The organism is Bradyrhizobium sp. Ses1 (genome assembly GCF_059512365.1).
The window spans coordinates 45,839-60,622 of record NZ_JCAMOQ010000055.1 but is presented as its reverse complement, the minus strand read 5'-3'; the positions used below and the strand labels follow the sequence as shown (position 1 = coordinate 60,622).

Here is a 14,784-nt window from a genome sequence, read left to right as displayed (position 1 = left end):
GTAGGTCGCTGCCAGGCCTGCCAAGGACAATGGAATTTCCTCTTTACGTGTCACGATCAAAACAAGACGCCGTCTCCTTCCGGAGGCGGCGTTTTTGTTTTTGCGCCGAAGCTGAGGGCCTTCGGAACCGGGGCGCATCGCCCGGTGCCGGTCCATCGGCGGCCTGCGATGATTGCCGGCCGGCCGCTGGATGAGGGCAGGAGCGATCGCCATATCCCGTGCATGCGTCGAGATGTGCAGCGAGCTGGCGATAGCCCGGCTCCGCGGATATCTAACGAGATCCATATGCGCCGGGTACAATCGACGGGCATTGAGGCTGCGGGGTATGGCCGCGCGCAGCGAACCTTGCTCATACGCTACCCCGGAGGTTCGACGTACGACTACTTCGCTGTTCCGGCGAAGGTCTTCAAGGAGTTGCTCGACGCCGAATCCAAGGGAAGGTTCGTCAACTGGTATGTGAAACCGCGTTATCGATACAAACGCGTCGGCTGACCACGGACTATCAAGTCGGAATGGGCCCAGGACGCGACCAAGATACGATCACGGAGCTCTGAACAGTTCGTGATTATTCGGCCATGATTCGCGCGCAGCGTTTCCACAAGGTTCACTCAGGGTTCATTTCGATTCACCCAACTTCCAGCGCACTCAATTCGAACCATTTTCAAGAAACGAGGAGACTGCCATGCGTGAGATCGTTCGTCCTGCCGTTGCTGCCCTGAGCGCAGTCTGCCTCGCGCTTTCGATCGCCACGCTCGCCGCTGATGCCGCGCTCGCCCAGGCCAAACAACCGCCGGCGAAGCAGGGTGCGCCGGCACAAGCCGCTCCGGCGCAGCAGGAGCCGCAGCTCAAGCAGATCGCGCTGACTGACAAGCAGATCGAAAACGCGCTTGCCGCCACAAAGGAAATGGATCCGATCACGTCCAAGCTTCCCGATGACGCCAAGCCCGATCCGAAGATCACCGCACAGCTCGATGGCATCGCCAAGAAGAACGGCTTTTCGAGCTACGACGAGTACAATACCGTCGTCGACAATATCAGCCTGGTGCTCGGCGGCTTCGATCCGCAGACCAAGAAATATGTCGGCCCCGAAGCCGTCATCAAGGCGCAGATCGCGCAGGTCCAGGCCGACAAGAAAATGTCGGCAAAGGACAAGAAGGAAGCGCTAGCCGACCTCAACGAAGCCCTGAAGTCGCCGCAGCCCGCGGTCGAGAACAAGGGCAATATCGATCTTGTGACGAAATACTACGACAAGCTCGCCGAGGTTCTCGGGGCTAGCGACCAGGAGTGACGGTGCTTGCCGCGATAAGCGGCGTTCGTCGCGCCCGTCATTCCGGGGCGCGACGAAGTCGCGAGCCCGGAATCCATTTCGCCACGCGCTATGCGGTTGCATGGATTCCGGGCTCGCGCTCCGCGCGCCCCGGAATGACAGAGCCCCGGAGATGCTCCGGGGCTTTCGTCGTTTCTTGCCGCTCGCTCGCTTACGTCCGCGTCCGCATCCGCATCATGAAGCTGTCGAAGCTCAATTCGGCGACCTGCATCCAGGCCAGCGATTCGTTGCGGCAGGCCGAAAGGCTTGCATACATCTTCTTGAAGTGCGGGTTGGTCTTGGCGAGATCGGCATAGATCTCGTTCGCGGCGTTGTAGCAGCTCTCCAGCACTTCCTGCGGGAAGGGGCGGAGCTGCGCGCCGGCGACGATCAGCCGTTTGAGTGCCGGCGGGTTGACGGCGTCATATTTGCCGGTGACCCAGGTGAAGGCGTCTTCGGAAGCGGCCTGGACCGCGGCCTGATAATGCTTCGGCAGGCTATTCCACTTCTCGAGATTCATGACGTTGTGGCCCTGGCCGGTGCCTTCCCACCAGCCGGGGTAATAATAGAACTTCGCGACCTTCACGAAGCCGAGCTTCTCGTCGTCATAGGGGCCGACCCATTCAGCAGCGTCGATAGTGCCCTTCTCCAGCGCCGGATAGATGTCTCCGCCCGCGATCTGCTGCGGCACGCCGCCGACCTTGGCGATGATGGTGCCGGCAAAGCCGCCGACGCGGAATTTGAGGCCCTGAAGGTCTGCCGTGGACTTGATCTCCTTGCGGAACCAGCCGCCCATCTGCGCGCCTGTCGAGCCGGTCGGGACGCTGGTGCAGCCATATTCCTTGAGCAGATCGTTGAGCAGATCCTGTCCGCCTCCCCATTGCAGCCAGGAGATGTGCTGGCGCGTGTTGAGGCCGAACGGCAGCGACGTGCCGAACGTGAAGGCCGGGTTCTTGCCCCAATAGTAATAGAGCGCGGTGTTGCCCATCTCGACCGTGCCGTTCGACACGGCATCGAGCACCTGCAGGCCGGGCACGATTTCACCGGCCGCGAACGGCTGGATCTGGAATCTGTTGTCGGTGATCTCGGCCACGCGCCTGCAGAAAAATTCGCAGCCGCCATAGAGCGTATCGAGCGCCTTCGGCCAACTCGCCGCGAGGCGCCATTTCACTTCCGGCATCGATTGCGCAACCGCGGGCGCAGCAATGGCGCTCGCGGCGAGCGAGATGCCGCCTGCCTTCAAGAACTCACGACGTTTCATTGCGTTTCCCCTCTGCTGGTGTCGATACCTCGACGAGGGACAACGATCTTGAGTGTCGTTTTGGGCTTCGTCGGTGACCGACGCTGGATTGTGGTGATTGGGTTCGCAGGCCTTCAACAGGCTCTTGTTATCGGAATTCCGAAATTTCCGGTTCCGTCAGCGAGCATGACCGTTCGCCCAGCGATAATCAAGCGCAATGCTCTATCGCAGTTGCGAAGCGCGCGCTCAATTGTCAGGCACGCACGCGCTCGGCGTCCGCCTTCGTCCCGCCGAACGCCGCTTCCATCGCCTTGCGCGTCTTGATCGTCTCGTTATTCGCGTCGATCTCGATATCGCTCCAGCGCACCACCGCGCCATGCGCGATATTGTTCTTCAGCTTCACGCGATGGGCGAGCCCGATCGGCAATGCGCCGGCGGCAAGGCTTGCGTGTGCCGGCATCAGCTTGCCCCACACCGTGTAGCCGCCTTCGCCATCGAGCTCTTCGCCAGCACGCAGATCGCGCTTGGCGACTGCGGCGACATCGCCGCGAAAGCCGTGCGGCTGGCCGGTTGGCTCATTGCGTAATGCTGCCGACAGGATCGAGATGTTCAGCTCCAGTCCGATCAGATGATAGGGCTTGTACATCGCCGCATAGCGGCCGGAGGCGTCCGTCTTCAGCCCGTATTGCTTGAAGCAATCGGCGGCATAGTCGTTCGGGGCCTCCAGCACGACATAGACGCCCCAGCGCAGGTCGCGGAAGACCGGACGGCCGTCGCGCTCGATCGACGACACCACCTCCACCACGCCCGACTTCTCCAGCACGCCGCCTTTCTCGCGCGGCCGCAAGATATGCGGGAGATCGTCGACGCCGCAGGGCGGAAACAAGAGGCCATCGGAGGGCACGTCGAGGCCGGTTGCGTTGGCAATCGCCGCCATCTCGATCGCGGACTTGGTGCCGTCGAGGAAGGAGTTGAACATCTGCGGATTCATGCCGGCGGATTGCGCCTCGCCGGCGGTGAGGCCGTAGTGGCTCCAAACGCCTTCGGGCGTCACGTCGTGATAAACAGGCAGATACTTCGTACCCTTGCCGGCGGCAACGACACGAAAACCGGTGCCGCGTGCCCAATCGACCATTTCCGCCGTCAGTGCCGGCTGGTCGCCGTAAGCGAGCGAATAGACCACGCCGGCCTTGCGGGCCTCCTCCGCGAGCAGCGGGCCCGCCAGCACGTCGGCCTCGACGTTGACCATGACGACGTGCTTGCCGGCCGCGATCGCCGCGCGCGCGTGTCTGATGCCGACCGCCGGATTGCCGGTTGCCTCCACCACCACATCCATCGCGCCGCCGGCAATCGCCCGCGCGCCGTCATCGGTGAAGGTCGTGGCCTTGATCCGATCATCGTCCCAACCGACGGTGCGGCACGCCTCGCGCGCGCGATCGCGGTCGAGATCGACAACGATCGGCACCTCCAATCCCGGCGTGTGCGGCACCTGCGACAGGAACATCGAGCCGAATTTTCCGGCGCCGATCAGCGCCACGCGAACCGGCTTGCCGGCGGCGGCCCGGGCTTTGAGGAGGTGGTGGAGGTTCATGGCGGGGATATCCGAGAGCTGGAATGTCGCGAGGCGCGAGGCTTTCGCCAAGCCGTCATGGCCGGGCTTGACCCGGCCATCCACGTCTTGCTTCCGCGATCGTTGCACTTCGTGGATGCCCGGGACAAGCCCGGGCATGACGAGACCTGAGAAAGTGGCGGCGTTACTCCGCCGCCTGCCGCGGCGCACGCGCCAGCCGGACCAGCGCGTCGTCGGCGACCGTCTGGATCGGCGTGAAATCGCGATGGGCGATGTATTCCGGCCGCGTCGGCGTGCGGATGTAGTTCGAGACCGCGTTCAGTGTCAGGTACACGATCTTGCGCGGATAGGGTGTGATGTTGCCGCTCGATCCATGCACCAGATTGCCGTGGAACATCAGCATGCCGCCGGCCTTGCCGGTCGGCGCGACGATGCCGCCATCCTTCACCAGGCGCGTCACGGTCTCCTCGTCCAGCGTCCACAGCGGATAGGAGGTGGTCTCGAGGTCATGAGCGGCCTTGAGGTCGCCGGCATGGTGGCTCTTCGGCACCAGCATCAAGGGGCCATTGATCGGCATCACCTCGTCGAGGAAGATCGCGATATTCATCGCGCGCGGCTCCAGCATGCCGTCGTCGCGCTTCCAGGTGCCGTAATCCTGGTGCCACTGCCAGACATCGCCGGTGAAGGCCGCCTTCGCGTTGATCTTGAACTGATGCATGTAGACCTTCTCGCCGAAGATCTGCTCGATCGGCTCGATCATGCGCGGATGTGCGCCGAGGGCGCCGAAGGCCTCGTTGTAGAGATGCGCGGCAAAGGCGGTGCGCGGCGCACCGCTCTTCTCGCGCCACACCTCGGGGCGGTTGGCGTCGTAGATACTCACCGCCTCGCGGGCGAGGAAATCCACCTCTTCCTGGCTGAACAATTCGGGCAGGAACAGCCAGCCCTCGCGGTTGAAGAATTCGATCTGCTCTGGCGTCAGTTTCATGGTGTGTCCTCCTTTTGGTTTATCGTTGATCTCTCAGTCGCCATGGCCCGGCTTGACCCGGCCATCCACGCCGTTCTCTCTGCGTCCAAGACGTGGATGCCCGGGTCAAGCCCGGGCATGACGGAGCGTCATGCAGCGATGGTCGCTACCCTCAATCTCTCCTCCGTCATCCGTCCTGCTGTCTGCGCATGCGCTGACGCCGCGGCCTCGGCCGCCGTGCCATTGCCGGCGAAGATATGCGCGGCGATCTGCTCATGCTCGGCCCAGGCGCTTTCGCGATAATCGAGCTCGGCGAGCACGGTCGCCATCGAGCGGCGCATATGCGCCCATTGCGGCGCGATCATCTCCTCGATCGCGGGATTGCCTGACAGCAGATAGATCGCGCTGTGGAAGTCGACATCGCGCGCGATCAGTTCGGCGAGGGGCGTCTTCGCATCGATCGCGCGTCCGGCCGTCAGCGCCGCGTTCAGCCGCTCGCGGCCGGAAGCATCGGTCCTGCTGCGCCCGGCGGCAAGCTGTGCCGCCAGCGCGTCGATCGCGCCGCGGACTTCGTAGAGCTGGCGGATGCGCTGCGGATCAAGCTGGGTCACCTCGAAGCCGCGGCGGCCGCTTTCGGCGACCAATCCCTGGCGGTGCAGCAGATGCAGCGCGTGCGACACCGGCTGGCGCGACACGCCAAGCTTCTCGGCAAGCTCGTTCTGGGTGATCCGCTGCCCCGGCGGCAGCGTACGGTCGATGATCGCCTCCAGGATCCGCGCATAGACCTGGTCGATCAGATTGGGTAGCGGCTCGAGCGGGAGCATGCCGGGGTTTCCTTCGGAATACGGAATTCCGTATTCGAAAAGCTAGCCCCGGCTTCAGGTGCCGTCAAGGCGGAACCAGGCTGCCCTTTGCCCTAGTCGCATGGAAGCATCTCGATGTCGAACGTCGCGATCCGCTCCGCGTCGGCAATAGCCTCGAATGCCGCGATCCTGTTGCCGGCAATGGTGAACTGCAGCACGATCCGCAGTTGCTCGTCGAGAATGACCGCCAGCGCCGGGGTGCCATCGACCAGCGCCGGCTTTGCGGCCTGCGCCCGTCCCTTGAAGGTTTCGGCAACCGCCGGGGCGCCGCGGATTTCCGCCAGCGATCCCAATCGCTGCGCCGCCGCATCGGCGCGGAACACGACATCGGGATCGAGCACTGCGAGCAGGCCCTCGAAATCGCCGTCGCGCGAGGCCGCGAGGAATGCCTCGACGATGCGGCGCTGCCGCAGCGCATCGCTATCGGCCGCCTCGCGGGAGCCCTGCACGCGGCGCCGGGCACGGCTTGCAAGCTGGCGCGCCGCTGCCGGCGTGCGACCGACGATCGGTGCGATCTCCTCGAAGGGAACGGCGAACATGTCGTGCAGCACGAAAGCCAACCGTTCGGCCGGTGCGAGCGCATCCAGCACCACCAGCAGCGCCGCGCCGACGGAATCGGCCATCTCGGCCTCACGCTCATGCGTATCGTGCGCGGCCGGCTCGGGCACGTGCGGGCCCATCGGGTCCTCGCGGCGCGCCTTGCGCGCGCGCAGCATGTCGAGGCAGACGCGGGCGATCACCGTGGTCAGCCAGCCTCCCAGATTTTCGACCGTGGAGGCGTCGGTGCGGCTGAGCCGCAGCCAGGTTTCCTGCACCGCGTCGTCGATCTCGCCCGTTGAGCCCAGCATGCGGTAGGCCACGGCACGCAGATGGGCCCGATTGGTCTCGAATTGCGCGGCCAGAAAATTTTTCTCGTCCATCGGTCACACTCTCCATCTCGCGTCCGTCATGGCCATGACGAAGCAAATCCGGCCGGTGTGACAGCAAATCGGCCGGACCGCGTCAAAGCCAACGATATGGAGAACCAACGATGCAAGCCCGCATGAACCACCCGGTGATGGTCATTCCCGAGGCCATGAAGACAATGCAGGCGCTCAGCAACCTGCCGCACGGCAATCTGTCCGAGAAACTGATCGAACTCGTGCAGTTGCGCGCCAGCCAGATCAACGGCTGCAGCGTCTGCGTCGACATGCATCCGAAACTCGCGAAGAGGGCAGGGGAAACCGACGAGCGCCTGTTCTGCGTCGCCGCCTGGCGCGACGCCCCCTATTTCACCGACGCCGAGCGCTCCGCGCTTGCGCTGACGGAATCGCTGACCCGGCTGAGCGACCGCGAGGAGGGGGTGCCGGATGCGATCTGGCGTGAGGCCGACAAACATTTCAACGAAAAGGAGTTGGCGTCCCTGATCCTTGCGATCGCCGTCATCAACGTCTGGAATCGCCTCAACGTTGCCGTCCGCCAGCCGGTCGGTTCGTGGAAGGTGTGATAGAAAAACGCTTGCCGCCCCCTACCTTTGGGGGGCGGTCGCGACACTGTAGCCGGTGAGGAGGCTCCTCACCCGCCGCCTTGCCTTTTCCTGAATTCATTATTGAGCACTTAAGGTCCGCGCAGATAAAGCCCGCCGGTCCCCGCGGCGCTGAAAACGACACGCAATCCTGCCTCTGGAACTGTGCTAAGTTCCCGGCCGCTGATCAGTTGGCCAAGTCTCGATCGGCCCCGCTTCCCATTCTCGTGTCGTCCTGTTCCTCCTTCGAAGATCCGCGTGTCACACCAGAGCGCCCTTTGATGCTGCAACCGACAATCAGAAACCGAATCCTTGGCATCGCCATGGGCCTCATCGTGCTGATGGCCATCATCTCGGTGTTGTCGACGGTGATGGCAAGGAGGATCGCCCACCAGCTCGATGAGCTGACGACGAAATATGTTGAGGCTTACGGTCATCTGGCGCGGATGAACGTCCGTTCGCTGGAGCAGGCATTGGCGCTCCGCAGGATGGTGATCGCAGGCATGCGATCGCCACCGGACCAGGCTGCCGTGGCCGAGCAGCAGAAAGTTTACGAGGCCAAGGGTCTGCAAGTCGATCAGGAAGCGAAGACCGCGCGTGGCCTCATCAACGCGATCATCGCGGATCTTTCCACCGAATCCGACAACGCGAGGCTGGGCCGGATCGACGATCGAATTGAGACGCTGAATAACGACCTCCGCCGCTATCTGGGTGAGGAGCACAAACGGCTGCTGCCGCTGCTCGAAGCCGGCAATCTTGCCGAAGTCAATGCCAGTCTTGCTCGCACCGAAGCCCTGCGCAATGAACTCAACCAGAGAGTGGACGAGGTCCGCGGGGAGATGCTGGCGCAGGTGCGCGCGGACGCCGCGGCGACGATGAGAGATCAGCAAAGCTCGATCTTGATCTCGGTCATTCTGACAGCACTCGCCGCGATACTGGGCCTGCTGTTTTCGTTCTTCGTAAGCACCGGCATCACGCGGCCGGTCAGGCGCTTGCTGGAGGGCACCCGCGCCGTCGAAGCCGGCCGGCTCGATGGCTCGATCGACGTCACCACGCGAGACGAGATCGGCCAACTGACAACGGCGTTCAACAAGATGGTGGAGCAATTGCGCCACAAGGAGCGGATGCGTGAGACCTTCGGAAGATACATCGATCCGCGAGTCGTGGAAGGGCTGATTGAGAGACAATCATTGACCGCGACCGACGGTCAGCGCCGTATCATGACCGTGCTGTTCTGCGACATGAAGGGCTTTACCAGCCTCAGCGAAGGAATGACACCGCAGGGATTGGTCAAGGTGATGAATCACTACCTCTCGACCATGTCCGGCCCGATCCGCAGCCATCACGGCATCATCGACAAATATATCGGTGATGCGATCATGGCCTATTGGGGCCCGCCATTCAACGAGGATGCCGAACAGGCGCGGCTTGCCTGCCTTGCCGCCGTCGACATGGCCGATCGCGGTACGGCATTGCGGACGGAATTGCCCGAGCTGCTCGGCGTGCGGTCGGTACCGAGTGAATGCGACGTTCGCATCGGCGTTGCGACCGGCGAGGTGCTGGTGGGAAGCATCGGCTCGGAATTCATGATGAGCTACACCGTCATGGGCGATGCGGTAAACCTTGCCTCGCGCCTGGAGGGCGTGAACAAGATATACGGCAGCCATGCCCTGGTTTCCGAAGCGACGGTGAAAGCGGCCGCCGATGCGATCGAGTTTCGCGAGGTCGATCGGCTGGTCGTCGTTGGCCAGACGCGGCCGGTCACGGTGTTCGAGATCATCGGGCGCAAGGGCGAGCTCAGCCCGGCACAATCGGCATTGTTGAAGCGATACTCCGAGGGACTGGCCGCTTATCGCGCCCAACGTTGGGACGAGGCGCTTACGGCCTTCAAGGAGGCACTTGAAGCGGTTCCCGCCGACGGACCATCCATGACCTTTGTCAACCGCATCGAAGGCTTCAAGACAAATCCGCCCGCCGATGCCTGGGATGGCTCATGGTATCTCGATCACAAGTGATGCGGCTCTCTCCACCCGTCATTGCGAGCGCAGCGAAGCAATCCATGCCTCAGTGACCCGAGAAATGGATTGCTTCGCTGCGCTCGCAATGACGTGGCTTTGGCTGACGTGACGGACCGTTACTCAGCCAGAAAATCCAGCACGATCTCGCAGTAGCGCTGCGGGGCCTGCTCGAACATCGGATGCGTCGTGCCCGGGATGATCTCGGTGCGCGAATCCTTCACATGGGCCGCCAGCGTGTGCAGCACTTTCGGCAGTGCGCCTCTGGTGTTGGCGCCGCCGATGAACAGTGTCGGTGTCCTGATCGCTTCGGCGTCCGCCTTCGAGAACGGCGGCCGCTTGTCGCGCGTCTGGCCGATCAGCGTCGTTGCGTTGTCGCGCAACGGCTCTTTCACTGCCGCCGGCAGCCGCTTCCAGGCGCCGGGGCCTTCCAGCGCGTCGATGAAGATCTGCAGCCCGCCATCGATGTCGCCCTTGGCGATGATTTCGGCGGAGGCGGCGATCCGCGCCGCCAGCGGGGAGGGGCCCGGCTTGAAGTCGGGATCGAGCGTCTCATCCAGCTCGCCGCCGGGCTCGGCCAGGATCAATTTGCGCAGCAGATCAGGCCGCCGCTGCGCGACGCGGAAGGAGACGTGTCCGCCGCGCGAGTGGCCCATCAGGCCGACCGGTTTCGGTTCGATCTGCTCGATGAAGGCGATGACGTCTTCGACGTGCTGGGCGATCGAATAGGTGTCGCCGACGCCATTCCAGCGGTCGGGGAAGAAGTGCCGGAGGCTGACCGCGATCACGCGGTGCTTGCGCGACAGAAGTCCCAGCGTCGCCGACCAGATGCGGAAATCGCAGAGCGAGCCGTGCACGCACACCAATGGCGGCCCTTCGCCCACCTCGAGATAGGCCATGTCGTATCCGTTGACGCGAAGGGTTTGCATGGGGATGCTCGCAAGTTCCCGCAGGATTCGGGTGGATAGCAACATTCTCCAAGCCTAGATTCCATTGCAAGGACAAAGCTCGAAATCTCGAGCCTGAGATATGGAGCAAGCCATGACCGGCCAGCATTTTGCGATCTTTGACACCGTGATCGGCGCCTGCGGCGTAATGTGGGGCGAACACGGTATCACCGGCGTGCAATTGCCGATGGAGACCGAGGAAAACACCCGCAAACGCATCCGGCAGCGGGGCGGCGAGGTGACGGAAGCCGCACCGCCAGTGGAAGTGAGACGCGCGATCGAAGCCATGATCGAACTGCTCGAGGGCAAACCGAACGATCTTGCCGAGGTCGTGCTCGACCTCGACGACGTGCCGGAGTTCAACCGCGGCGTCTACGATATCGCGCGCAGGATCCCGCCGGGCAAGACCATGACCTATGGCGAGATCGCCAAGCAGCTTGGCGGCGTCGAGCTGTCGCGCGACGTCGGCCAGGCGCTCGGCCGCAACCCGTGCCCGATCGTCGTGCCCTGCCACCGCGTGCTCGCGGCCGGCAACAAGCCCGGCGGCTTCTCGGCGAATGGTGGCGTGGTGACGAAGCTGAAGATGCTCGAGATCGAGGGCGCGATCGTCAACCACACGCCCAGCTTGTTCGATTGAGCTCTGATGGTGCCGCGGCCTCGAACACCTCTCCCATAGGGAGAGGTCGGATCGCGTCAGCGATCCGGGTGAGGGGTTCAGGTCCCTCGATAGGGCGTAACCCCTCACCCGGCGCTACGCGCCGACCTCTCCCTATGGGAGAGGTGAAGAGAATGCGGCCGAGCCGGAGTTCTCTTGCCTACACCGTCTCGCACGTGAACCCGTCGCCGCTCCGCTTGATCTTGCCGACCGAGGGCGAGGGGAAATGCGCGGTGCAGCAGAGCGTATCGGTATCGCAATAGCGCTCCAGGAAACTGCGCCGCGTCCGCGCCGCCTGCGCCTGGTCGACATCGAATTTCGCCGACAGTTCCGGATAATGCGTCTGCAGCGGCGAGTGCATGAGATCGCCGGAGAACACGGCGTCGTCCTTGCCGCGCCCAAGAGTGAAGGCGACATGGCCCGGTGTGTGCCCGGGCGTCGGCAAAATGCGTGCGTGGTCGCCGATGGCGAAATCATTCGTCACGATCGCCTCGCGCTTTGACTCCACGATCGGCAGCACGCTATCGACGAAGGGTGGCACCTCGCTCTTTTCGTTCTGCGCGGTCCAGTAGTCGAACTCGCCCTTGGCAAAGACGTAGCGCGCCTTTGGAAACGTGGGCACCCAGCGGCCGTTTTCCAGTCGCGTGTTCCAGCCGACATGGTCGACATGCAGATGCGTGCACATCACATAGTCGATGTCTTCGACCGAGCACCCGGCCGCGGCGAGGCCGCGCATATAGGTGTCGTCGGTCTTCATGTTCCATTTCGGCCGCTGCGGGCGCGGCTTGTCGTTGCCGATACAGCTATCGATCAGGATGGTATGATGCGGCGTCTTCACGACATAGGACTGGAAGCACAAGAGCAGCACGTCGCTATCGTCGAGCGCCTTGGCCTCGCGCATCCAGGCCCGGTTCTCGGCCAGCATGTCCGGCGTCAGGCCGGGCAGCATGTCCAGCGCCGGCAGGAATGCCGTCTCCTGCTCGATGATGCGGTGGATGGTGAGGTCGCCGATCGAGAAGATGAGGCTCATGGCAGACTCCGCTTCAGGCTGGCGGCGGCACCGAGATCTTGACTGATGGCCGTTCCAGCATCTTCTGGTTGAACGTATCAAGCTTCGGATAGGCCTTGCGCCAGCCGCAGTCGGAGAAGCGGAGGTCGGCATAGCCGAGCACGCAAACCAGTCCGATCTGCGCGACGTTGAACGGCCCGGAAAGCACATCCTCCCGCTGCTCGAACCGCGCCATGCCGGCCCAGGCCCGGTTCCAGTGATCGTCGTACCAGGCCTGCCACTGCAAGCCCTGCGGCCGCACCATCTTCTCGTACCGGCACAACAGCATGGAATCGAGCATGCCCTGCAGCAGCGAGTGGTCGGTTTTCGCCTTCCAACGCGCCGGTCCGGAGGCCGGAATCAATTTGCCGCCGCCGGCGAGATCGTCGAGATATTCGACGATGACGTAGGAATCGAGGATGACGTCGCCGTCATCGAGGATCAGGACCGGCAGTTTCTTCAGCGGGTTGATGTCGCGCGTGTAGGCATCGTTTGCGGTGCCTGGCGCGACCGTGGCGGGCACCAGTTCGATCTTGTCGATCAGCCCGGTCTCGATCGCAGCAATGCGCACTTTGCGGGCAAATGGCGAGGCGGGCGAGAAGGTAAGCTTCATCTGGGTGAATTCCCTCGGGAGTTCTGTTTCGCCGTCATGCCCGGGCTTGTCCCGAGCATCCACGTCCTCGAAGCGACAAGCGTGGATGGCCGGGACAAGCCCGGCCATGACGAGCTAGCGCCCACCGGTGAAGCGCCGCGTTACGCCGCGACAATCTCCTGGCGCTGCTCGCCCAGGCTCTCGATGCCCAGCGTCACGACGTCGCCGACGTTGAGGTACTGCGGCGGCTTCATGCCGGTGCCGACGCCGGGCGGCGTGCCGGTCGTGACGATGTCGCCGGGCAACAGCGTCATGAACTGCGAGACGTAGGAGATGCACTTGGCCATCGAGAAGATCATGGTCGAGGTCGAACCGGTCTGGCGGCGTTGGCCGTTGACGTCGAGCCACATCGAGAGGCTCTGCACGTTCGGAACCTCGTCCTTGGTGACGAGCCAGGGGCCGAGCGGGCCGAAGGTGTCGTGCGACTTGCCCTTTGTCCACTGTCCCAGACGCTCGATCTGGAAATTGCGCTCCGACACGTCATTGCAGACGCAATAGCCGGCGACATGGTTGAGCGCGTCGGCCTCGGAGACATATTTGGCGCGGGTGCCGATGATGGCGGCGATCTCCACTTCCCAATCCAGCTTGGTCGAGCCGCGCGGCTTCTCCACGGCGTCGTTCGGGCCGGAGAGGGCGGTGTTGGCTTTCAGGAAGAAGATCGGCTCGGACGGAATGGGATTGCCGGTTTCCTTGGCATGGTCGGTGTAGTTCAGCCCGATGGCGACGAATTTCGAGATTCCGGTAACCGGCGCGCCGAAGCGCGGGTTACCGGGAACTGAAGGCAGCTTGGACGGATCGAGCGCGGCCAGCTTGGCCAGGGATTCCGGCGAATAAGCCTCGCCGGTGAGGTCCTTCAGATGCGCCGACAGGTCGCGCAACTGGCCGGATTTGTCGATCAGGCCGGGCTTTTCCTCACCCTTCGCGCCGTAACGAACAAGCTTCATTTTTGATCACTCCCTACAGGGGTTTTTGGAATTCACGGACTTAGGACGCTTCATGGAGCAGCGCGGGGCGAAATTCAACTGCCGAAAGCGCGGGGCGGGTAGGTCGGGTGGGCAAAGGCGCACTTACCATCAAACGCCTCGCTCGCAATGGTGAGCACGCTTCCGCCTTCGCTCTTCGAGCTACCGCGGACAAGCCGCTTTGCCGACCCTACGAATTGTCCGGCGCGATGAACTTGAAGGCCTCCCCCTCGCGCTCGATGTGACCGGCGCTGAAATGGCCGCCGATCACCAGCGTCGGCGTATCGGCAAAGCGGGAGAACAATTCGCGGCGCGTCGCCGCCGATTGCTTGTGGTCCGAATCCGCCGTCGAGGACCAGTCCGGATGGGCCATCTGGCAGGGATGGTGGGCGACGTCGCCGGTGAGCAGCGCTTCCTCGCCGTCGGAGCGGATGTGGATGCTCATATGGCCCGGGCTGTGGCCAGGCGTCGGGATCAGCGTGATCTCCTCCGTCAGGCGGTGGTCGGAGGGCACGAGGTCGGCCCTGTCGGCATCCGCGATCGGCTTCACGGAATCGGTGAATACCGCGATTTGGTCAGGCGATTTGCCGTGGTCGCGCCAATGCTCGAATTCGGTCCGGCCGAACACGTAGCGGGCCTTGGGAAAGGTCGGCACCCATTGGCCGTCAACGAGCTTGGTGTTCCAGCCGACATGGTCGACATGCAGGTGCGTGCACAGCACGGTGTCGATGCTATCAGGGGGAAAGCCCGCCGCGGTCAGCGTCTCCAGGAAGGGATGCTTGCGGTTGTTCCAGCTCGGCACGTTGCGACCCTGCTTGTCATTGCCGAGCCCGGTGTCGACGATGATCCGCCGTGTCGGCGTCTCCACCAGCAGCGAATGGATCGACATTTTCAGCCGGCCTTCGTCGGTGGCGAAATGCGGAATGAGCCAGGGCAGCTTCTGGACTTCCTCGTTGGTCGCGAGCGGCAGGATGAAACGGGTATGCCCGACCGTCTCCAATTCGACGACCTTGGTGATCTTGACCCTGCCTACTTTCCACTCCATCGGCGGCTTCCTT

At 63.3% G+C, this 14,784-nt stretch carries 15 protein-coding genes; 5 read left to right on the top strand and 10 right to left on the bottom strand.

The window, feature by feature from the left end; all coding sequences use genetic code 11:
• Positions 1–492, top strand: a 492-nt coding sequence (locus tag AC5ZG5_RS38375) for a KTSC domain-containing protein (RefSeq protein ID WP_496165511.1), incomplete at its 5' end; no start/stop codon positions are given.
• 190 nt (positions 493–682) lie between these two features.
• Complete coding sequence (locus AC5ZG5_RS38370) at positions 683–1,288, top strand: hypothetical protein (RefSeq protein ID WP_165435338.1); 606 nt, start codon at positions 683–685, stop codon at positions 1,286–1,288.
• Between the two features lie 190 nt (positions 1,289–1,478).
• Here the strand turns inward: AC5ZG5_RS38370 and AC5ZG5_RS38365 are convergent, their stop codons facing one another.
• The 5 genes from AC5ZG5_RS38365 to AC5ZG5_RS38345 form a co-directional block, all read right to left on the bottom strand.
• Positions 1,479–2,567 carry a TRAP transporter substrate-binding protein gene (locus AC5ZG5_RS38365; protein ID WP_456645971.1) on the bottom strand — a complete coding sequence of 363 codons (1,089 nt, stop codon included), beginning with the start codon at positions 2,565–2,567 and terminating at the stop codon, positions 1,479–1,481.
• Between the two features lie 232 nt (positions 2,568–2,799).
• Positions 2,800–4,137 (bottom strand): NAD(P)H-dependent oxidoreductase, encoded by a 1,338-nt coding sequence (locus AC5ZG5_RS38360; protein ID WP_456646018.1) that lies wholly within the window; start codon positions 4,135–4,137, stop codon positions 2,800–2,802.
• A gap of 163 nt (positions 4,138–4,300) precedes the next feature.
• Complete coding sequence (locus tag AC5ZG5_RS38355; protein WP_456645972.1) at positions 4,301–5,101, bottom strand: phytanoyl-CoA dioxygenase family protein; 801 nt, start codon at positions 5,099–5,101, stop codon at positions 4,301–4,303.
• Between the two features lie 128 nt (positions 5,102–5,229).
• Entirely contained in the window at positions 5,230–5,904 is a 675-nt protein-coding gene (locus tag AC5ZG5_RS38350) for a GntR family transcriptional regulator (protein WP_456645973.1), read from the bottom strand.
• A 92-nt stretch (positions 5,905–5,996) separates the two neighbouring features.
• On the bottom strand, positions 5,997–6,863 hold the full coding sequence (locus AC5ZG5_RS38345; protein ID WP_456645974.1) for a sigma-70 family RNA polymerase sigma factor: 867 nt from the start codon (positions 6,861–6,863) through the stop codon (positions 5,997–5,999).
• Between the two features lie 110 nt (positions 6,864–6,973).
• Here AC5ZG5_RS38345 and AC5ZG5_RS38340 point away from each other — a divergent pair, with 110 nt between their 5' ends.
• Positions 6,974–7,429 (top strand): carboxymuconolactone decarboxylase family protein, encoded by a 456-nt coding sequence (locus AC5ZG5_RS38340; RefSeq protein ID WP_456645975.1) that lies wholly within the window; start codon positions 6,974–6,976, stop codon positions 7,427–7,429.
• A gap of 299 nt (positions 7,430–7,728) precedes the next feature.
• Positions 7,729–9,462: an adenylate/guanylate cyclase domain-containing protein gene (locus AC5ZG5_RS38335; RefSeq protein WP_130227570.1), complete on the top strand. Its 1,734-nt coding sequence runs from the start codon at positions 7,729–7,731 to the stop codon at positions 9,460–9,462.
• A 119-nt stretch (positions 9,463–9,581) separates the two neighbouring features.
• Here the strand turns inward: AC5ZG5_RS38335 and AC5ZG5_RS38330 are convergent, their stop codons facing one another.
• Entirely contained in the window at positions 9,582–10,391 is an 810-nt protein-coding gene (locus AC5ZG5_RS38330) for an alpha/beta fold hydrolase (protein ID WP_130227569.1), read from the bottom strand.
• A 112-nt stretch (positions 10,392–10,503) separates the two neighbouring features.
• On the opposite strand from AC5ZG5_RS38330, the gene AC5ZG5_RS38325 reads away from it, so the two are divergent.
• Entirely contained in the window at positions 10,504–11,046 is a 543-nt protein-coding gene (locus tag AC5ZG5_RS38325; protein ID WP_456645976.1) for a methylated-DNA--[protein]-cysteine S-methyltransferase, read from the top strand.
• Between the two features lie 178 nt (positions 11,047–11,224).
• Here the strand turns inward: AC5ZG5_RS38325 and AC5ZG5_RS38320 are convergent, their stop codons facing one another.
• The 4 genes from AC5ZG5_RS38320 to AC5ZG5_RS38305 all read right to left on the bottom strand — a co-directional run bounded on the left by AC5ZG5_RS38320 (position 11,225) and on the right by AC5ZG5_RS38305 (position 14,771).
• Positions 11,225–12,094, bottom strand: coding sequence for an MBL fold metallo-hydrolase (locus AC5ZG5_RS38320; RefSeq protein ID WP_456645977.1), 870 nt, complete (start codon positions 12,092–12,094; stop codon positions 11,225–11,227).
• Positions 12,095–12,107: 13 nt separating this feature from the next.
• A complete protein-coding gene (locus AC5ZG5_RS38315) occupies positions 12,108–12,725 on the bottom strand; it encodes a glutathione S-transferase family protein (protein ID WP_028163059.1) in 618 nt (205 codons plus the stop codon).
• A gap of 140 nt (positions 12,726–12,865) precedes the next feature.
• On the bottom strand, positions 12,866–13,708 hold the full coding sequence (locus tag AC5ZG5_RS38310; RefSeq protein ID WP_208824038.1) for a fumarylacetoacetate hydrolase family protein: 843 nt from the start codon (positions 13,706–13,708) through the stop codon (positions 12,866–12,868).
• A 208-nt stretch (positions 13,709–13,916) separates the two neighbouring features.
• Positions 13,917–14,771, bottom strand: coding sequence for an MBL fold metallo-hydrolase (locus AC5ZG5_RS38305; RefSeq protein WP_456645978.1), 855 nt, complete (start codon positions 14,769–14,771; stop codon positions 13,917–13,919).
• Positions 14,772–14,784: the final 13 nt, after the last annotated feature.